The sequence below is a fragment of the Bacteroidota bacterium genome (assembly GCA_013696965.1).
Taxonomy (GTDB): domain Bacteria; phylum Bacteroidota; class Bacteroidia; order JACCXN01; family JACCXN01; genus JACCXN01.
On record JACCXN010000058.1, the window covers coordinates 20,363 to 40,006 of the forward strand.

15 protein-coding genes are annotated in these 19,644 nt (G+C 35.6%); 8 read left to right on the forward strand and 7 right to left on the reverse strand.

The genetic code is table 11. From position 1 onward, the window contains the following. Positions 1–5: 5 nt before the first annotated feature. From H0V01_09855 to H0V01_09865, 3 genes are all read right to left on the reverse strand, one after another. Positions 6–479 (reverse strand): cytochrome P460 family protein, encoded by a 474-nt coding sequence (locus H0V01_09855; protein MBA2583675.1) that lies wholly within the window; start codon positions 477–479, stop codon positions 6–8. Positions 480–517: 38 nt separating this feature from the next. Next, complete coding sequence (locus H0V01_09860) at positions 518–703, reverse strand: hypothetical protein (GenBank protein ID MBA2583676.1); 186 nt, start codon at positions 701–703, stop codon at positions 518–520. Between the two features lie 100 nt (positions 704–803). Further along, the gene (locus H0V01_09865) at positions 804–1,610 is read right to left on the reverse strand and encodes a LexA family transcriptional regulator (protein ID MBA2583677.1); all 807 of its coding nucleotides are present in this window, start codon (positions 1,608–1,610) and stop codon (positions 804–806) included. A 77-nt stretch (positions 1,611–1,687) separates the two neighbouring features. Here H0V01_09865 and dinB point away from each other — a divergent pair, with 77 nt between their 5' ends. The 4 genes from dinB to H0V01_09885 all read left to right on the forward strand — a co-directional run bounded on the left by dinB (position 1,688) and on the right by H0V01_09885 (position 8,849). Next, positions 1,688–2,842, forward strand: coding sequence for a DNA polymerase IV (gene dinB / locus H0V01_09870; protein ID MBA2583678.1), 1,155 nt, complete (start codon positions 1,688–1,690; stop codon positions 2,840–2,842). Then, entirely contained in the window at positions 2,839–5,781 is a 2,943-nt protein-coding gene (locus H0V01_09875) for a DNA polymerase III subunit alpha (GenBank protein MBA2583679.1), read from the forward strand. Before dinB ends, H0V01_09875 begins: the two co-directional genes overlap by 4 nt. A 201-nt stretch (positions 5,782–5,982) precedes the next feature. Next, the gene (locus tag H0V01_09880; GenBank protein ID MBA2583680.1) at positions 5,983–6,648 is read left to right on the forward strand and encodes a hypothetical protein; all 666 of its coding nucleotides are present in this window, start codon (positions 5,983–5,985) and stop codon (positions 6,646–6,648) included. A 440-nt stretch (positions 6,649–7,088) separates the two neighbouring features. Further along, positions 7,089–8,849 (forward strand): hypothetical protein, encoded by a 1,761-nt coding sequence (locus H0V01_09885; GenBank protein MBA2583681.1) that lies wholly within the window; start codon positions 7,089–7,091, stop codon positions 8,847–8,849. A 413-nt stretch (positions 8,850–9,262) separates the two neighbouring features. Here the strand turns inward: H0V01_09885 and H0V01_09890 are convergent, their stop codons facing one another. Next, complete coding sequence (locus H0V01_09890) at positions 9,263–9,784, reverse strand: DUF421 domain-containing protein (GenBank protein ID MBA2583682.1); 522 nt, start codon at positions 9,782–9,784, stop codon at positions 9,263–9,265. Between the two features lie 501 nt (positions 9,785–10,285). On the opposite strand from H0V01_09890, the gene H0V01_09895 reads away from it, so the two are divergent. Together H0V01_09895 and H0V01_09900 are read left to right on the forward strand one after the other, a co-directional pair. Further along, positions 10,286–11,080: an SDR family oxidoreductase gene (locus tag H0V01_09895; protein ID MBA2583683.1), complete on the forward strand. Its 795-nt coding sequence runs from the start codon at positions 10,286–10,288 to the stop codon at positions 11,078–11,080. A 464-nt stretch (positions 11,081–11,544) separates the two neighbouring features. Continuing rightward, on the forward strand, positions 11,545–11,805 hold the full coding sequence (locus H0V01_09900; protein MBA2583684.1) for a hypothetical protein: 261 nt from the start codon (positions 11,545–11,547) through the stop codon (positions 11,803–11,805). 85 nt (positions 11,806–11,890) lie between these two features. On the opposite strand, the gene H0V01_09905 is transcribed toward H0V01_09900, so the two are convergent. Together H0V01_09905 and H0V01_09910 are read right to left on the reverse strand one after the other, a co-directional pair. Then, positions 11,891–12,715, reverse strand: a complete 825-nt coding sequence (locus H0V01_09905) for a DUF4249 domain-containing protein (protein ID MBA2583685.1) — start codon at positions 12,713–12,715, stop codon at positions 11,891–11,893. 97 nt (positions 12,716–12,812) lie between these two features. Beyond that, positions 12,813–15,131, reverse strand: coding sequence for a TonB-dependent receptor (locus tag H0V01_09910; protein ID MBA2583686.1), 2,319 nt, complete (start codon positions 15,129–15,131; stop codon positions 12,813–12,815). Positions 15,132–15,483: 352 nt separating this feature from the next. On the opposite strand from H0V01_09910, the gene H0V01_09915 reads away from it, so the two are divergent. Both H0V01_09915 and rlmF read left to right on the forward strand, forming a co-directional pair. After that, positions 15,484–17,553 (forward strand): T9SS type A sorting domain-containing protein, encoded by a 2,070-nt coding sequence (locus H0V01_09915; GenBank protein MBA2583687.1) that lies wholly within the window; start codon positions 15,484–15,486, stop codon positions 17,551–17,553. 236 nt (positions 17,554–17,789) lie between these two features. Further along, the gene (gene rlmF / locus H0V01_09920) at positions 17,790–18,761 is read left to right on the forward strand and encodes a 23S rRNA (adenine(1618)-N(6))-methyltransferase RlmF (GenBank protein ID MBA2583688.1); all 972 of its coding nucleotides are present in this window, start codon (positions 17,790–17,792) and stop codon (positions 18,759–18,761) included. An 80-nt stretch (positions 18,762–18,841) separates the two neighbouring features. On the opposite strand, the gene H0V01_09925 is transcribed toward rlmF, so the two are convergent. Continuing rightward, positions 18,842–19,609, reverse strand: a complete 768-nt coding sequence (locus tag H0V01_09925; GenBank protein MBA2583689.1) for an IS5 family transposase — start codon at positions 19,607–19,609, stop codon at positions 18,842–18,844. Positions 19,610–19,644: the final 35 nt, after the last annotated feature.

Sequence of the window (19,644 nt, forward strand, 5' to 3'; positions counted from 1 at the left end):
TGCTTTTAATGTAAATCAAACAACCTAATTAAATCCCTTCCTCCTGTATGGCAGGAAATGCAACCATCTCCCTTTTTGGAGATGCTAAATACGGTTTTACCATCAGGATCATATTCACCCCATATCCAGCCCTCAGCAGCGTTTTTGGATTTAGAGAATTTTTTCATCACCGCCAAAAGGGTCAGATTTCCCCCGCTTTTATCAAAAATTTCTTTAACCACCACTGCATCATCCTCAAAGGAGGATCCTTTAGGTAATTTCCCATCCCCATCAAGTGATTTTTGTGCCACCGAATTAAATTTCACCCTAAAACTCCCGTGAGGACTTGCACTTGCAGGAAGAAGCGTATCCAAAGAGTTTTGATAATAAGTAAAACCCGTTTGCTGACTTAAATTATATAATTGCTCATCCATTTTTTTATTCTTTTTACAAGAAACAACAATGCCTAAAAACATTGTAATTATCAGTATTTTCTTCATAACAGTTTGGATTTAAGCTCGCAAGATACAAATTTAAATTACCTTGTTCGGTCAGTATGACCGTTAATAAGATTGATGTTTTTTTTTGAAAACAGAACCAATGCGCTACTCAGTCTGAGTACAGCCAAGGACAACGCAATGGGAGATCTGAGCAAAGTCGAAGAACATGCCTCAGCAACCACTTCCAGAACTTCAGGAATTATTCTTTTAAGCAGGCCTCCCATTCCAGTTTAATGTCCTTGAATAAGAAGGACACCCGCTGCTGTTTAGGACAAACAACCAAAATATGTACCACCGCGTAAAAACTGCTGAAACTAAAACTGTTTATTTTCTCCCCTTGCTTATTTCTGCTTTTATATCCAGTAGCATCGTTCCTAAATGCTCCAAAGTAATTCCGCTTTCAGGAATCTGGCTGCTTAGGTAACTCACGAATTTCCATACCTCATTTATTTCACTGGCTTTTATAGAATAATCTTTGAACAGGGGATTCAGTGAATGCATCAAAAGCGTTCCCTCTTGCTTTAAATTATTGCTTACTTCTTTAAAAACAATGCCTTCATCTTTGGTCAAAACAATGCATGCCTGGCCATTTTTAATGGTATTCCAGTTTTCAACAAATTCGGAAATAACATAAGATTTATCGGGTATGGGCAACATGGAATCGCCCTCTATTTGAAACATCCTAAACTTCCTGTTTGGGGATAAAACCGGAAGGTGAAAGCATTGCAAGCTTCCAATAAATTCAGGATTGCTGTATCCCTGGGTATATCCTGCCTTGGCTTTAAGGCTAACTATTTCGATGTTTTCCCTGTTTTTAGAATCCACAGTTGTTGCCAATACCCGGATTTTTGTCCCCATAATATATTCATCATTCCCGGCCTCTAAATTACGCAGCTGCAATTCGGTTAATCGCTTTAAATTCACCCAAAGCAGGGAATCCACACTTACTTTAAAGTAGGCTGTAAACTTTGCCAGATCTTCTATTTTGGGGTTAACATTTACTCCGTTTTCAAATGCATTGATCTTTGCGCGGGTAACTTTTAAGCTTGCTGCTACATCGCCTTGCGTTTTTTTCTTTCTATCTCTCAACAACTTAAGGTTGCTTGCTAAAAAAATTGTTTGTTTTTCCATTTAAAAACGTTATTATAGGTAACACAACATTGTTATTTTAAATAACAAATGTATAAAAAATTTCAATTCAAAAAAAAATGGAAAGAACAGTTGTTCACATGGATTTAGATTCCTTTTTCGTATCGGTGGAACGCCTTATGGACAGCAGCCTGTTTGGAAAGCCTGTTATTATTGGCGGTACTTCCGACCGGGGAGTGGTGGCATCATGCAGTTACGAGGCCAGGAAATTCGGTGTTCACAGTGCCATGCCGGCAAAAATGGCCAGGCAACTTTGCCCTCATGCCATCTTTGTTCGCGGAGACATGGATACCTATTCCAAATATTCCAAATTGGTTACCCAGATTATTGAAAACGAAGCCCCTTTAGTGGAAAAGGCTTCCATTGACGAACATTACCTGGACATTACCGGTATGGACCGCTATATAAAAAACAGCATGCAATGGACACATGAGCTGCGGCAAAAAATAATAAAGGAAACAGGACTTCCTATTTCTTACGGTTTATCTGTAAACAAAACAGTTTCTAAAATAGCTACGGGAGAGGCTAAGCCCAATGGTGAAAAAAACATTGATCCGGGCATTGAAAAACTTTTTTTAGCTCCCTTATCCATTAAAAAAATTCCGGGAATTGGTGATAAAACCTATCTCATGTTACGCAACATGGGAATAGAAAAAGTAGAAACAATTCAGCAAATGCCCCTTGAAATTATTCAAAAAGTGCTTGGTGAAAATGGCGGAATTATATGGAGAAAGGCAAACGGAGTGGACAATAGCCCGGTTGCACCCTATTCGGAACAAAAAAGCATGAGCTCCGAAAGAACTTTTGACAAGGACACAACGGATATTGAACAGCTAAAAAAAACACTCATTACCATGATTGAAGGTTTAGCCTTCGATTTAAGGAAATCAAAAAAAGTAACAGGGTGTGTTACCCTAAAACTCAGGTATTCCGATTTTCAAACACATACCTTTCAAAGCAGGATCGCTTACACAGCTTCCGATCATGTATTACTGGATAAGACTTTGGAATTATTCAAAAAAAACTATACACGAAGAGTGCTAATCCGTTTGATTGGTGTAAAGTTCAGCCACCTGGTTTCGGGTCAAACCCAAATCAGCTTGTTTGACGATACCGAAGAAATGATAAACCTCTACCAGTCCCTGGACAGGATTCGCCTAAGGTTTGGAGTAAAGGCAATAATGCGCAGTGTTGGATTAGACCTTAAAAAATGATACTCAATGCACATTCCAATTACAGTTTACGCTACGGGGTTATTCCTTTGGAAGAGCTTGTGCAATGGGCCATTTATAATGGTTATGAAGCAGTGGCCATTACCGACATTAACAATTCATCGGGCATACTTGATTTTGTTAAAATTTGCATTGAAAAAGGAATAAAACCCCTTGTGGGAATGGAGTTCAGAAATAAAGATGAATTGTTGTTTATAGCCCTTGCCAGGAACAACGCTGGCTTTAAGGAAATAAACGAATTAATGACCAACTGCAATTTAGCTCAAATTCAACTCCCTTCTAAACCTGATTTTTTAAATTGTTATGTCATCTACCCCTACGGCAAAATAAAACCGGAATCACTCAAAGAGCATGAATACCTTGGTGTACGGCCGGGCCAGCTGAATCAACTTGTTCATGAAAAGCCTGCCCAGCAAACAAAGTATGTTATACAACAACCCTATACATACAAGGATTACAAGGGATATGAAATTCATAAAAAATTAAGGGCAATCCATAACAACATACTGCTCTCGCAAGTTAAACCAGGGCAATTGGCAGGAACCGATGAGTTTATAATACCTGAAAAACAACTGCTGAAAAAATATGCTGATTACCCGCATTTAATTGAAAACACAAATAGAATTATCCGTGATTGCAATTTTAGTTTTGATTTTAAAAGCGGGAAAAACAAAAAAACGTATACTGGAAATGCTTATGATGACAAGTTATTACTGGAAAAACTCGCATATGATGGTTTGAAATTCCGGTATGGAACACAAAACAAAACAGCCATTGAACGGGTAAATAAAGAATTGGAAATTATTCAAAACCTGGGTTTTTGCGCCTACTTTCTAATAACGGCCGATATTATCCGCTATTCCATGCAAAGGGGGTATTACCATGTTGGCAGGGGGAGTGGCGCAAACAGCGTAGTGGCATATTGTTTAAGAATTACTGATGTCTGCCCCATTGAACTGGATTTGTATTTTGAGCGTTTTTTAAACCCAAAAAGAAAATCGCCTCCTGATTTTGACATTGATTACAGCTGGCAGGAACGGGATGATGTAATTGATTACATATTTAAGCGCTATGGGAGAAAACACACTGCCTTATTGGGTGCCATGTCCACTTTTAAAGATCGTTCCATTATCCGGGAAATGGGGAAGGTATACGGATTGCCCAAAGAAGACATTGATCGACTGATAAAATATCCAGCTTCGCCCTTAAACCAAAATGATATTTGCACTGATGTTCTCTCACATTATTCTGCAATAGAAGATTTCCCCAATATGCGTACCATTCATTCCTGCGGCATTCTTATTTCTGAAGAACCAATTACCTGTTATACTGCCCTGGATCTGCCCCCCAAGGGTTTTCAAACTACACAATTCGATATGCACCAGGCAGAAGATATAGGCTTTGAAAAACTGGATATTCTAAGCCAGCGGGGCATTGGCCATATTAAGGATGCTGCCGAAATTATTTTTAAAAACAGGGGGATAAAAGTAGATATACATGATATTCAAAAGTTCAAAACAGACGAAAAAGTAAGGCTGCAATTAAAATCAGGAGATACCATTGGCTGCTTTTACATTGAAAGCCCTGCCATGAGGGGATTATTAAAAAAACTTAAATGCGAGGATTATTTAACCCTGGTGGCTGCAAGTTCCATCATTCGCCCCGGAGTTGCCAAAAGCGGAATGATGAAAGCTTATATTCAGCGTTTTCACGATCCTGCTGCAATTGAATATTTACATCCCGTAATGAAAGATCAGCTCAGGGAAACCTTTGGTGTGATGGTGTTCCAGGAAGACGTTCTAAAAGTAGGCCACCACTTTGGAGGGCTGGATTTAGCAGATGCCGATGTTTTGCGCAGGATGATGAGCGGGAAATCCAGGAATAAAAAACACCTGGAAGAGATTACAGAAAAGTATTTCGTGCATTGCAAAGCAATGGGATATTCCCCTCAATTAAGCAAAGAAGTTTGGAGACAGATAGAATCCTTTGCCGGGTATAGTTTTAGCAAAGCACACTCTGCCAGCTATGCTGTGGAAAGCTATCAAAGCCTATATTTAAAAACATATTTCCCTTTAGAGTTTATGGTTGCGGTAATAAACAATTTCGGGGGCTTTTACCCAACAAAAATTTACATCAATGAAACAAAAAAAGCAGGCGGAACGCTTCACCTTCCTTGCGTAAACCGCAGTAGCTATTTAACTTCCCTTAAGGGCACTGATGTTTTCCTGGGATTTATTCACATTAAATCTATGGAACAAACAAGTGCCAATACCATTGAAAGGGAAAGGAAAAACAAGGGAAAGTATAAAGATTTGGAAGATTTTATTTTACGAACAAACATTGGAATTGAATCCTTGCGCACGCTCATACGCATGAATGCCCTGCGTTTTACCGGGCAGAATAAAAGACAATTGCTCTGGGAGGCATACATGTTGTTTGATAAAGAAAAAACCAAACAGGCTGCCTCTTCCATTGCTATGTTCGAAGTTGCTGTTCCCCACTGGGAAATCCCTGAATTAACGGTTAACAAAATAAGCGATGCCTATGATGAACTGGAATTGCTTGAATTCCCTGTCACGCTCTCTGCCTTTGATTTGTTAAAGTCTGATTTCAGGGGCGAATGTAAGGCAAAGGAACTTTTGGAACACATTGGTAAAACAGTAAGAATGGTTGGCAATTACGTTACCTACAAAGGCGTAAGAACCATCCGGGGAGATTTAATGGCCTTCGGAACTTTCCTGGACGAGCAGGGCAACTTCTTTGACACCACACACTTTCCACCGAGTTTGAAAAATTACCCCTTTACAGGCAGTGGCGTTTACTTGATTTTGGGAAGAGTAGTTCAGGAGTTTGGCTTTCCAAGCATAGAGGTTGAGAAAATGGCAAGGATGGGATATGTGAAGAATCCTATTTCTGAATAATGGTTGAAAACTACGCCAAGCTACAATCGGTTGAGTTGAAAACTTTACCAGGCCTCCATCAGCTGAATTCAAAGGCAGGCCTAAAAAAAACGTAACTGAATCGTTTGAAAATACTAAACGGATATTATGCAAGTTTCCTTTAATAACAACAGATACAAAGAGAAATAGTGCAAACTTTTTTTTTTAAAAAATCATATCCATATGAAAAAAATAAAATTCATTTTAGTAACTGCAGCAATTGCTCTATTTTTAGCATTGAATGCTTGTGTTAATGTGCTTCAAAAAACACCAGACACTTGCACACAATTCCAGAAAGACTGGACTAAAAAAAGAATACTGGAACATGTACAAAACTGGCCTAAAACAGCAAGCAAAGCGGCAAAAACTATGGTTGAAAAATATGGACTTCCTGATGAAATAACAGAATATCGTTTAATTTGGCACAACAAGGGTGATTTTAAAGAGACAATTGTATTTAGGGAAGAGGTAAACAATAATTTCCCATTCCCACATAAGGCTGTATTGGAACAATCAATTAACTACACTGTTCCAATGGATAAATTAGCTGATATTTCAAAATACAGCGGGAATATTGTTGTTGACAGAACAAAAGGAAAAATTTCTGCAAGATGCGACAATGAATACATGAATTATTTAACATTAAATCTTGCCCACGAAATTGCAATTGGAGAAAGAACAGTAGAGGACGCAAGAGAATTTCTTGCCACTAATGTTATTGCTTATTTATCGGGAGATACATCCTTGTTTATGCATGATTTTTTATTTACTCCGCCTTTAAAAACAGGAGATGCAGATGAGGCAATTATAGATGATGAAATAGTGAAGGAAATTCTTGATCAGAAGTAGTTTGCACAAATTTTCTAAAACCAGAAGGGGATTTTTTATAAAATTTATCAATATTCCGTGTAAATTGTGTTACCATTTTTAACATATTAATAGCCCCAAAGGGTGGGGTGACATCTTCAAACGAGGGGCAACGCCCTTCGCCCATGAAATGGCGTAATATCTATTCCCAAACAACATTATATTAATAAGATAGATATAGTAGCAACTTAATTTTAAATAAGAATAGCAGAAGTATAAGTAAAAATGACAACCAACACCATCGTATCTAAAGTTTGGTCTTTTTGTAATCCCCTGAGCGATGTTAGCCTTACGAAGAGCCATTTCTTTCCTAATAGGATTAAGGCTAATTTCTTTCCTTATCAGAAATGAAAGTAAAATGATGTGTGTTTTTAGTGAATGTTTAAGAAAACATTTTACTACTTTCGATAAAAAAACACCCCATGAAAAGCTATTTATTTGCATTTTTCTTCTTAATTTCTTTACATGCCTACTCACAAAACAAACAACAAATTGAATATTTAAAAACCTTTAGCAAGGCTTATGGATATGTAAAATATTTTCATCCAAGTGATGAAGCTTCTGAAATTGAATGGGGAAAATATGCTATTTATGGGGCAAAGGAAGTAGAGAAATGTTCAACAAAAGAAGAACTTTTGCTTTGCCTTAATAAATTATTTTTGCCCATTGCTCCCACAATTAAATTTTATGATTCTTCAATTAAAACAGATTTTGATCCCACTTCTGTAACACCCATCAACATTGCTGGTTATAAACAAACCTATTGGCAGCATAATGGGGTAAGTACTGATATGGAATACCAACAAGGAATATATAAAAGCATAAGGGTAAATAAATCACCCAAATCTTCGGGAAAAAATTTGTTCAAATCAAATCCTTTATTTGAACAAGCAATCAATAAAGATATAGGAAGCGGAATTTCCTGTATTGTTCCAATGACTTTATATTTTAATAAAAAGGGTAGTTATCCAATTTCAGATGGGGAGAAGAAAAAAGAGTTGGACCTTGCATTGCAAAATGTTGAAATAAATCCTGAAAAATTGGAATTGAGGCATGGAAATACAATAAATGTATGGAATGTGTTTCAACATTTCTATCCTTACTTTAATGTAGTGGATGTAAACTGGGAAAAAGAACTGCATACGGCATTGGAAAAATGTTATTCCAACAAAACAGCAACAGATTTTCTTCATACTTTACAGGAGTTTACCGCACCCTTACAAGACGGGCATATTCGGGTAAAAGGTGGATTGCCAGGTATTTTCAGGTTACCTGTTTCCTGGGAATGGATTGAAAACAAACTGGTAATTACAAAGGTGAGAAATGAAGATCTTGATATTAAACCGGGAGACATTGTATCTAAAATAAATGACCAAACTCCTGAAGAATTTTTCAAGCCTATTGAAAATCGTATTTCCGCTTCTACAAAGGGAAGACTTGATTTTATTGCAAAACATACTTCAGTAACCGGTTATAAAGACACAGAAATGCAAATTGAAGTAAATGGTAGAATTTTAATTTTAAAACATGAGGAAGACTTATCTTTAATACAACAACCAAAAAATCCAGAGGAATATAAAGTTATTGAAGAGAGCATAATTTATTTAAACATCAATTACATAACATCGGGTACGATAAATAAAATAATGCCTGAACTCTTAAAAGCACAAGCAATTATTTGTGATTTAAGAGGTTACCCTAACAGCAACCATGATTTTATTTCTCATCTATTAAAATCGGATGATACAACAAAAGCCTGGATGCTGGTGCCACAAATTATTTATCCTAACCAAGAAAAAAACATTGGTTATAGTCAACACGGATGGGGACTCAAGGCAAAGAAGCCGTATTTGGGTGGAAAAGTCATTTTCATAATTGATGCACAAGCTATAAGCTACGCTGAAAGCTATATGGCTTACATTGAAGGATACAAACTTGCAACAATTGTTGGTCAGCCAACCGCAGGGACTAATGGCAATGTTAATCCTTTTAAACTTCCTGGAGATTACAAAATTTCATGGACAGGAATGAAGGTAGTGAAACACAATGGTAGCCAATTGCATGGAATCGGAATTTTACCAGATGTATATGTTTACAAAACCATTAGCGGAATTGCACAAGGAAAGGATGAGTTTCTTGATAAAGCAATTGAAATTGCAAAGGAAAAAATTATCACCAATTAATTCCAATGAATCTAAATTCGGTTTTTAATTAAATTACGTTTCATCAGGTGTATGCCTGGGCTTAAGAACCCATCATTCTTAATAACAGTTCCTAACCAAATAGTAATGAATAAAATTTACTATATAAGGGAACAAAAAGTGATGTTAGATAGTGATTTAGCTGAATAAAACACAGTTGTTTCAACTTTTTATGATCTTTACTAAAGGACATCCCAAAGAAAGATGGCAAAAAAAAGCATTATGATTTTGTTCTTCTTAGCCTTCGCTATAATAAAGGACATTGAATGCAAAGATTTTGCTTGCTGCAAGGGTAGCTGCTTAGTGCGTTCGGGGGTATCTTGATATCCAAACCACCCCTACATAGTTCTATAAAAAAAGAACCAGAAGACAGAAATGTTTTTTTGGAGGAGTAATTAATTCTTAAAGTCAATGTTTTCATCCGTATTTATTCTACCCTTTGTCCTTCTTTCAATAATGGATAAATCTCCTGTTGCTTCAAAAATTATCATTTCAATGTTATCTAATGAGGTCAAGCCTTTTAATCTACCGGCATTATAAATCTCCTCCACTGTAATTCTTTGCTCCTTCATTACTTTGTGCAAAAACTCTCCCTGGTAAAAAACCAAAGTAGGGCTGCTTGTTATAAAAAATTTGAACTTACTGATTCGCACAGATAACCATGTCATTAAAAACTGAAGGAAGATCAATAAAGATAAAGAGATAACGCCCTCTGCAAGAGTAACATTTTTGTTTAAGGAAAGTGTGGCCAAACAAGAACCAAGGGCAATAGTAATTACAAAATCAAAAGCATTCATCTTGGATAATGTTCTCTTTCCTGAAACTCTTAAAAGTATAACTATAGAAAAATAGCCTAGGGATGTCAGAAGTACAGTCCTTATAATACTATCCCAATTTGAAAAAAAGATATAATCCATAATGGCAATTAAATGACAATCCTTATAAAGGTTCCGGTAATTATCAATAGTGGTTGTTTTGCACCCTTACTCTTCACCATTATGAAGATAACAGAAAGCTTAGACTTTTCAAATAGCATCCAATTACTTCTCCTAATCCTTTATCCGCAATGACTTTGGATCTGCGGAAGATGAATTCTATACTTGCACTAATGCAAGATGAATAGTCTATTTAGAATGGACAACAATATTTTATAACCGGATTATATTAACAAAATTGAAGAGAAATAAATCCTAAAAAAAATTGGCCCTCTAGTTCTTTTTTATGGAACTATCAAGGCAGGAATTAGCCATTGGATTAATGCATATTTTTGATGCTATGTTTCTAGTGAATAGGGCAACTTTGTTTTTATCCTCCGGTTCCTCAAATAGAATTGAAGAGTTAGGGGGCATAAAATTGCTAAAAAATAAAGGTTTAATTTTGTAAATGATATTTTAATCAAACAAGGAAAATTTAAAAGCATGCAAATTAAAAACATCTTAATTACCGGAGCGGGAAGCGGTATTGGAAGGGAAACTGCCATTGCCCTGGCAAAAAAAGGACATAGGGTTATTGCAACAACCCATAAGCTATCTCAAGCCCATGAGCTTAAAGATTGGTGTGAGAAAAACAATATCTCTCTTGAAGCTTTCCAGCTTGATGTTACTATTCCCAAGGACAGGGAAAAGATTTTAACTTATGATCTGGATGTACTAATAAATAACGCAGGAATGGGAGAATCGGGCTCTCTTGCAGAAATACCGGTTGATAAAATCCGTAATAATTTTGAAGTAAATGTATTCTCACCCATAGCACTTTCTCAACTTTGTCTAAAGCATATGATGAAAAAGGACAAAGGGAGCATTCTATTCATTGGCTCTTTGGCAGGGCGTGTTGCGATGCCTTTTCTGGGCTCATATTCTATGACCAAGTTTGCCCTTGCCGGTGGCATTGATTCTTTTAGGCAAGAAATGAGAAAAATCACTAAGAATGTGCATGTCTCCATAATAGAGCCGGGAGCATACCATACCGGCTTCAACCAAAAAAACGTGGCTAAAAAATTTGAATGGATGAATGAGCAATCTTACTTTTATAAGATCAGCGAGAAAATCAAAAGGGAAGAACAACTGGCATTTAAAATTTTAGAGCATAAATCCTTGCAAAGCATTGTGAAAAAAATTGTAAAGGCAAGCGAAGCAAAAAATCCTGCATTTCGTTATTCTGCACCATTTTGGCAGGCAGCAGGAGTTTATTTGTTAAGGGTGTTTGGCAAGTAAGAAATTTTAACTCCCGCTGATGACCATTCAAGAATTTGCTTTATCTATTTTTATAATTGGAAATAAAAAACACAAAAACTCTGACCTTGAAACCCAAAACTGTTTTCTTAATTGACGAACTAGGAGCTGTTTTAACAGCTATTCTCCTGATGACAATAAGGACTTACAATGAATATTTTGGAATGCCTAGAAAGACACTGACAATACTTTCAATAGTAGCATTGATTTTTGCAATTTATTCATTCTCTTGTTTTTTGTTTTCACACAATAACTCACAAAAACTTTTAAGACCTATTATTGTGGCAAATTTGACCTACTGTATTTTGACACTAGGCCTCGTAATCTATTTTTATAATAGACTTACAATTCTCGGTTTAGCATACTTTACTGGAGAAATTTTAATAATATGTGGACTTGTTCACATTGAACTAAAAACCTTAAAAGAAAGTATCAATTATTAGTTGATGACTTTAATCGAAAGTTTTATTCAAGCGGATGAAAAAACACTAGCTTCAACATTCTTAGAAGCAAGCTGGCAACTTGGGGCTATTGAAAAAGTCCGTACTTTCTACTATCTTTCAAGCGTAGCAGACAGGAAGGATAATGTAATCGACAACTTGACCTATGCAGAAAAAACTAAGCAACCAGCCTTAAATATTAATTTGAAAAGTCAGAATTTTCTAAATACTTTAGCTGCTCTAAATGGAAAAAAATCAGTGTTATGATTACACTAAATTTTTTTAGATATCTCTCAGAAAAACTGGAATCAGAAAAACTGGAAATAAATCATTCTCCGTAAATTATCAATACTCAATAAATCCTTATTGATTTCACAGAGGATGAAAATGTTCTGAAATAACCTAGTGCTTCACCTGTTAAATTACTGGTTGTGGGATATTGAGGAACACCTGAAAAGGCTCCCGGGCCTGGATTGTTAATCACTTCATTTAAGGATTTATAATAATCAAAAGCATTCTTGTCGATTGAAATTAATTCAACTGTGGCAATACCGGAATTAAAATGACAAAAAGGAATCTCAATACCAAAATTATTTCCATCAAAAAAATCATCATTTACCACAAAAAAATTATCACTACCGTGATTATATTCAACGCTTGTTCCACTTGCTTTTACCAGGTAAAAATTCCTTTCATTTGAGGGGTCCTTAAAAAAGAAGGTAACATAATTACCTTGCCTGGTTCCCAAAGTCCTTTCTTTTTCCCGGTACGAAAGATATTGTATTTGAACCGGCTCAGTCATTTGTGATCCTGCTGAAATTGTTTCCCCATCGCTTTTTACTGTTAACTGATAACTATTTCCTGGAATCCCCTTTATTTCAGAAGTAACGTAAGTTCCAGAACTAACTTCAAGGAGTAATTCATTTTTTCCCATATTGTCTGAAACACTAACTTCTGCACCTGTTATGCTTTGAAAATTATTATCTCCAAAATAACTTCCTGTTCTGCTTAACCTAATGGTATCTGCTGTATGTTGGTTTGAAATGCCGCCTTCCACTATTATTTTAGAATTTTCCTCATTCAAATCAACCTCTATTACCTTTTCACAGGAAACAACAGCAATTACAAGAAAAACTAAACCCGGAATAAAAATGATATTTTTAAATTGTTTTTTCATATACATTCAACTTGATTTTAATTGTTATCCAAATTTACCGGGAGCCTTGTTATGTTCATTCCTATATGTGAAGGTTTTGAACATGGATTGTGAATATTTAAAATTTAAAATTCCAGGTTACTGAAGGAACAATTCTGAATAATGCCACACGAACTGCTTCTTGTTGACCGGGTTTTGTTTCACTTTCTCTGAAATTTATCATATATGGATTCTCCCTTCCATACACATTGAATAGGGAGAAGTTCCAACTGGACTGAAACTTTTTTTCTGAATTATTCGGCTCATAAGTAGCTGAAAGATCCATTCTATGGTATGGCTCTAGTCTATATGCATTGCGTTGAGTATAAAAACTAATCACACGACCTTCGTATTCATACTTACCAACAGGGAATGTAACTGGATTGCCTGTTGCATAAATCCAGGTACCCGATATATTCCAGTTGGTGCTAATTTGATAACCAAGCATAATATTTAAATCATGGGTTCTGTCATACCTTTGAGGATATGGATTGTTGTTGTTAATTCCTTCAATTTGTCTCATGGAGCGTGAAAGGGTATAGCCTATCCAACCATTCACTGCACCCACCTTCTTCCTTACAAAAAATTCAATACCATAAGCCCAGCCCTTGCCAAAAAGCAATTCGGTTTCAATGGTTGGGTTAAACAAAATATTGGCCCCGTTCTTATAATCAACAATGTTTTGCATGGTTTTATAATAAACCTCCACCGAAGTTTCAAACATATTGTCCTTGAAATTCCTGAAATATCCTGAAGATATTTGATTACCTATTTGTGGTTGCAACACATCACTCACGGGTATCCATAAATCAGTAGGGCTTCCGGAACTTGTATTGGATAAAAGGTGCATGTATTGGCGTGTACGGTTATAGGCAGTTTTAACAGAGCTTTTTTCTGAAAGCATGTAAGTGAAAGATATTCTAGGCTCTAATCCTCCGTATGAACTGTAAACATGATCTGATCCATAACTTGTGGTGTCTATAACCCTTTCAACTGCTTCATCAAAAGTATAAACATCACCAGGGCCTTTTAGTTTAAATAAGGAATACCTAAGGCCATAATTTACGGATAATCTGGGACTTATTACCTGTTCATTGTGAATATATGCAGCACTTTCAATAGCAAAGCGCGAGGGCACTTTAAGATCTTCTATCTCCGAACTAGTAGTGCTGAAGGAAGGAAGTGAAAAATCATGAAAAATAGAGCTCAAACCAAACTTGATTTGATTGTTTTCATTTTTATACCAATCCCAATCCACTTTTAAATTGTAATCTTTTATTCCTGATTTTAAATTCACATCCGTGTCATCTACAAAAAGATCAAAACTATAGGCATAATTGCTGTAAATCAAGGAAGTGTTCATAATCAGTTTTTCATTGTGAATATGGCTCCATCCCACTGTTCCCGTTGTGTTTCCCCAGTTAAAACCAAACAATTCATTGTACTTAAAAACGTCCTTTCCGTAGTAAGCAGAAATGAAAATCTTGTCTTTATCAGATATTTTCAAATTTGCTTTAAAGTTAAAATCGTAGAAATAAAGGGTTGAATTTTTTATTCTTTCTTCATTGCTCAATCCTAAAAAAATATCTGCATAGGTTCTGCGGGCAGTAAAAACAAAGGAACTTTTATCCTTGATTAATGGTCCTTCAAAGCTAAGCCGGGAGGAAATTAAACCAAGGCCCCCTGAGGTTTCAAATTTTTCCATGTTGCCTTCTCTTTGTTTTACATCAAGAACTGAAGATAATCTGCCTCCATAACTGGCAGGAATGCCTCCTTTGTAAAGCTTAAAATCACTGAGTGCATCAGAATTAAAAACAGAGAAAAAGCCCAGCAAATGAGAGGCATTATAAACAGGGGCATTATCAAGCAGGATAAGATTCTGGTCGGAGCCACCACCCCTTACATACAATCCGGTATTTCCATCTCCTGCTGTTGAAACACCCGGCATAAGAGTAAGGGTCTTTAGTATGTCGGTTTCTCCAAAAATAACCGGAATTGTTTTTATATCAGAAACATTCATTTTAATCACCCCCATATCATTGGATCTTATGTGTTCATCGGCTCTTATTGCGGATACTTCAACTGTTTTTAGCTGTGCAGAGGATTGACCAAGGGTAACATCAATTGTTTCTGCTTGCATTAAATCCAGTGCCATTGCCTGAGGTTCATAACCTATATAACTGTACTTGATCGTATAGCGACCCTCATCTAGTGTGAGGGAATAATATCCGTCTAAATCCGCAACCACCCCTGTTTTTAGTTCTTCAATAAATACAGTTGCACCAATGAGTTCTTCCCCCGTTTTTCCATCTTTTATAAAACCACTTATCTTATGCTTATCCTGGGCAAAAATTGATTCAGAAAGAATAATTAAAAAGGCAAAGAAAAATAATCTCATCTGGAATTTTAAATTTTAACTTTAAAAAAGGCTCAACAACCTGTAATAGGCATGTTCAGAGGTATTGCTAAAGACTAACTTAAAGTTTTAGTATTTATTTTCAGTGAAAGCCATTATCCATTTTCACCTATAATTCCAGAAACAATAGCCCTTTGAAGAGTTTGTTGCTTATAATTCTCAGTAGTGTCCTAATTTATTCACAGTATAAACTTCCACAAAAACTATCAATTTTCTACACTGTTATTAAAAAACAAACTGAACAAATCGAGTGTAAGTTTTTAAATTACAATTAGTTGAACTATAATTTCAATGGATGGTATGTTTTTTCTGATGTAAGAAAAAAACAATTATTATGAAAAAAAACTACATTTTATTCTATCTTTTATTTATCACCCTAAATTCTAATAACCTATTTGCTGCCATAAAAACCTGGACAGGAAACAGCAATAGTAACTGGAACACAACAGAAAACTGGCTTCCTTCAGGTGAACCGGCAAGTGGTGATGATATTATTATTAATTCAATTAATTACACCGGAGCTAAGGCAAATCCAAGCTTCAACAGCACATTTTCCGGGAAAAATATTGAAATTTGGAATTCAGCGGTTTTAACAATTACAGGTGGTACGCTCACTTTTACCGGCACTTTAAAATTAAATGGAAGTAGTACTGCTTCACCCCTAATCGATATAGTAAATGGAACCTTTACTGTAAATGGTACAAGCTCGTGGCTTGGCCATTCTGCGAGTGTTCCTGAATTAAAAATTTCTGAAGGCAAGAGTATATTTAACGGAGAGGTATTGAGCATTTCAGGAGCTGCAAAACTATTAATTACGGTAATAGGTGGGGAACTGCATTTTAATTCAGCGGTTACCTTAAACAATTCTACCGACAGAGTTGAACAATCAAATGGGATAATAACATTAAATAACACCTTTAATTTCGTAAACAAAGGAATTTTCAACTCAACTGGCGGGCTTGCAATTATTAACGGTTCAAATTCAATAAAAAATGGTATTTGGAATTTTTATACTCTAAGAATTAATCCAGGAAAAACCCTTAATCAAAATCAAAATATTTCAATCGGGAAAGATTGGGTAAATCAAGGAATATATTTACACAACAATAAAACGGTAACTTTTAATGGAAACTCACTTCAAACAATAAGCGGGAGTTCAAACCAAAACTTTGGTGGTCTAAGCATTAATAATACTTCTTCAGTGATTCCCCAAATAATTTTAGAAGTGGGAATTACAATAAACAATAATTTAGAACTAATTGCCGGTTGTGTGAACCAAAATGAATCAACCGTTATGATTGGAACCTCTGAAACAAACTTAGGCAGCCTTTCATATACTTCGGGTTGGTTTTATGGAGGGAATTTCAACAGATGGTTTGACCGCTTTAACTTTTCACTAGTGGATCAGAAAAGCCATTTCCCTGTTGGATCTAATGTAGATTACCGGCCCTTCTGGTTTAGAGTAGCCAATTCATCATCAACTGGTGGAACAATAACTGTAAGGCATTATGGTATCTATCCATCAGGAATATTTCTTGCTTCACACACTGATCCAACATGGGGAGTAGCGCCTGGAACACCCATAAAGGCTGTATCAAAATCCTATTGGAATGTATTGTTAAATGGTTTTGCAGGAAATGGAAACTTTGAAATACGATATGGAGGAGAAGGATTTGGAATTAATGAATTAAGTGATATTGGATCCACATTAATCAATTCAGTAGTTGGAATTCATGCTTCATCAACCTCAGCGAATGTTCCTATTGAAGCAAACAGAACCGGATTGCTTGCTGCAAATATTTCAAACAACTTTCATCTTAGCACTGCTAATTTTTTAACCGCTCCCCTCCCGGTTGAACTCTTAACTTTTACAGCTAAGGCCCAGGAAAAAGAAATAAAACTTAATTGGGCTACAGCTTCCGAAACTAATTCTGATTATTTTTTGGTTGAAAGGTCTCAAAACGGCCTGGAATTTCTGGAAGTGGAGAAAGTAAAGGCAGCAGGAAATTATCATGGTTTGAAAGAATACACACTTATTGATGACAATCCACTAAGCGGAGTTTCATACTACCGTTTAAAACAAGTTGATTTCGATGGTACTTTTGACTTTTCAAATTTAGTGGCAGTAAAAATGAACATTAGCGAAAAAACAGTTGCATTTTATCCTAACCCTATTGCTACCGGAGAAAACGGAAGGCTGTTTTTTCAAGGAGAAATAAATGAAGAATTAACAATTACCATTACTGATTTTACAGGAAGTGTCTGTTTTGCAAAAGCCGTGAATCCTGAAAAAAACAATCAATTATTCACTGTTACTATATCTGAAAATTTATCCCCTGGTTTATACCTTTTAACAGCCTCCGGCAAAGATTTTTACACCTATGAAAAGCTCCTGGTAAAATAAGGGAAAATAAAAAAAACAATTTTTTCTATATCAACACACTCCTTTAATAAAACAGCTAATGCAAAACCTACGGAACAGGCCTTATTCCGTAGGTTTTGCATTAGCTGTTTTTAGAATGAATCAAAAGTAAAGTCTACCTTTATACCAAATTCAAATCCTATATGTTACTTATACAATTACTTAATTGTTTTAAACTGTTTTAGTGTGAATTTAAATAAACAGCAAATGAATCAACAATGGATAATAAGCTAAAAGAAAAGAAAGAACACCAAAAAATAAAACTTAAAATTCATCCCCGAAACAAACATCGGGAGCGTTACAATTTCCAGGTTCTTATTTCTACCTGTCCTGAACTTGCTGAATTTATAAGACCAAATGCTTACAAGGACCTATCCATTGATTTTTTTGATCCTAAAGCGGTAAAAATGCTAAATTCAGCTCTGTTGAAACATTATTATGGAATTGATTTTTGGGAGATCCCCACAAATTATCTATGCCCTCCTATACCAGGAAGAGCAGACTATATACATTATATGGCCGATTTATTAGCAAGCATGAACAAGGGTACAATACCCACTGGAAATAAAATAAAATGCCTGGATGTTGGAATGGGAGCAAATTGTATTTACCCAATACTTGGCCATGTGGAATATGGCTGGGCCTTTGTTGGTTCAGACATTGATCCTGTGTCTATTGAATCAGCATCAACAATAATTAAACTCAACCCCTCTTTAAAAGGAAAAGTTGAACTCAGATTACAAAAAAATAAAAACGATATTTTCCAAGGAATTATTCAAAAAGATGAAAAGTTCGATTTTACTCTATGCAATCCACCATTTCATGCTTCAATGGCTGAAAACCAAGCTGCGTCCCTAAGAAAATTAAGCAATTTAAAAAATAAGAAAATTACTAAACCAAGGCTGAATTTTGGTGGACAAAACAATGAATTATGGTGTGAGGGTGGTGAAGAAAGGTTTGTGAGAGATATGATAATTCAGAGTAAAAAAATTTCCAGTTCCTGTTTTTGGTTTTCTACCCTTATTTCTAAAAAAGAAAACCTGAAACTTGCTTATTTTGAACTTGATAAAGCCAAAGCGGTTGAAGTAAAAACAATTGAAATGAGCCAGGGGAATAAAATCAGCCGAATACTTGCCTGGACTTTTCTCTTAAAGGAAGAACAAAAAAAATGGGTGGATTTATTGTGGTAAAGGCTAGTTTGATAAATTAATACAAGCAAATAATAAAACCACAAAACAAAAGATTCAATCCTTAAGAAACTGTTTTGAATTTAATTTTTAATTCTATTAAGCATTAGTCGAATCATTGCTAATTGTATCATAGTTTCACTTGTATCAGTATGATATTCAAAATCTTTACTTAACCTTCTGTAACTTTCAAACCAAGCAAATGTTCGTTCAACTACCCATCGTTTAGGTAAAACAATAAACTGTTTTTCTTTATCAGTACGAAGTACTATTTCAATCGCCCAGCCAAAAAGCTTTTTCACGTATTCAATTAATTCACCTCTATAGCCACCATCGGCAAATATTTTAGTCAAGCGATTGAACCGCCCCCTGAGTTTGTTTATAACATCTTTTGCAGCTTGACTATCATGGATATTTGCAGCATGCACAACTACCACAAGTAAAAGTCCCATAGTGTCCGTAATAATATGCTGTTTGCGTCCTTTTATTTTTTTTCCACCATCCACTCCTCTATAAAGTCCCCCAGAACGCGTTGTTTTCACTGAACGACTATCAATACATGCGGCACTTGGAGACTCCTCTCTTCCGGATTTCTTACGAATGATACCTCTGATACATTCATGAATTTCTTCAATTAATCCATTGTGTTTCCATTTTCGAAAATAAAAATAGACAGTGTTATAAGGGGCAAATTCTTTTGGTAACATACGCCATTGGCAGCCTGTTTTAAGCAAATAAAAGATTGCATCGAGAATATCTCTTAATTTATGTTTGCGTTTTCTATTATCATTCAAAATATTTTCAATAATTTGCCATTGATTTTCGGTTAAGTTGGTTGGATAGGTTTTCATCTTGCTAGAGTTATTTGGTTGATAATCTACAAGAT

Excerpts from the sequence above, each read along its gene's own strand:
- H0V01_09855 (MBA2583675.1), bottom strand. The coding sequence starts at position 479 with ATGAAGAAAATACTGATAATTACAATGTTTTTAGGCATTGTTGTTTCT.
- H0V01_09860 (MBA2583676.1), bottom strand. The coding sequence starts at position 703 with ATGGGAGGCCTGCTTAAAAGAATAATTCCTGAAGTTCTGGAAGTGGTT.
- H0V01_09865 (MBA2583677.1), bottom strand. The coding sequence starts at position 1,610 with ATGGAAAAACAAACAATTTTTTTAGCAAGCAACCTTAAGTTGTTGAGA.
- dinB (MBA2583678.1), top strand. The coding sequence starts at position 1,688 with ATGGAAAGAACAGTTGTTCACATGGATTTAGATTCCTTTTTCGTATCG.
- H0V01_09875 (MBA2583679.1), top strand. The coding sequence starts at position 2,839 with ATGATACTCAATGCACATTCCAATTACAGTTTACGCTACGGGGTTATT.
- H0V01_09880 (MBA2583680.1), top strand. The coding sequence starts at position 5,983 with ATGAAAAAAATAAAATTCATTTTAGTAACTGCAGCAATTGCTCTATTT.
- H0V01_09885 (MBA2583681.1), top strand. The coding sequence starts at position 7,089 with ATGAAAAGCTATTTATTTGCATTTTTCTTCTTAATTTCTTTACATGCC.
- H0V01_09890 (MBA2583682.1), bottom strand. The coding sequence starts at position 9,784 with ATGGATTATATCTTTTTTTCAAATTGGGATAGTATTATAAGGACTGTA.
- H0V01_09895 (MBA2583683.1), top strand. The coding sequence starts at position 10,286 with ATGCAAATTAAAAACATCTTAATTACCGGAGCGGGAAGCGGTATTGGA.
- H0V01_09900 (MBA2583684.1), top strand. The coding sequence starts at position 11,545 with ATGACTTTAATCGAAAGTTTTATTCAAGCGGATGAAAAAACACTAGCT.
- H0V01_09905 (MBA2583685.1), bottom strand. The coding sequence starts at position 12,715 with ATGAAAAAACAATTTAAAAATATCATTTTTATTCCGGGTTTAGTTTTT.
- H0V01_09910 (MBA2583686.1), bottom strand. The coding sequence starts at position 15,131 with ATGAGATTATTTTTCTTTGCCTTTTTAATTATTCTTTCTGAATCAATT.
- H0V01_09915 (MBA2583687.1), top strand. The coding sequence starts at position 15,484 with ATGAAAAAAAACTACATTTTATTCTATCTTTTATTTATCACCCTAAAT.
- rlmF (MBA2583688.1), top strand. The coding sequence starts at position 17,790 with ATGGATAATAAGCTAAAAGAAAAGAAAGAACACCAAAAAATAAAACTT.
- H0V01_09925 (MBA2583689.1), bottom strand. The coding sequence starts at position 19,609 with ATGAAAACCTATCCAACCAACTTAACCGAAAATCAATGGCAAATTATT.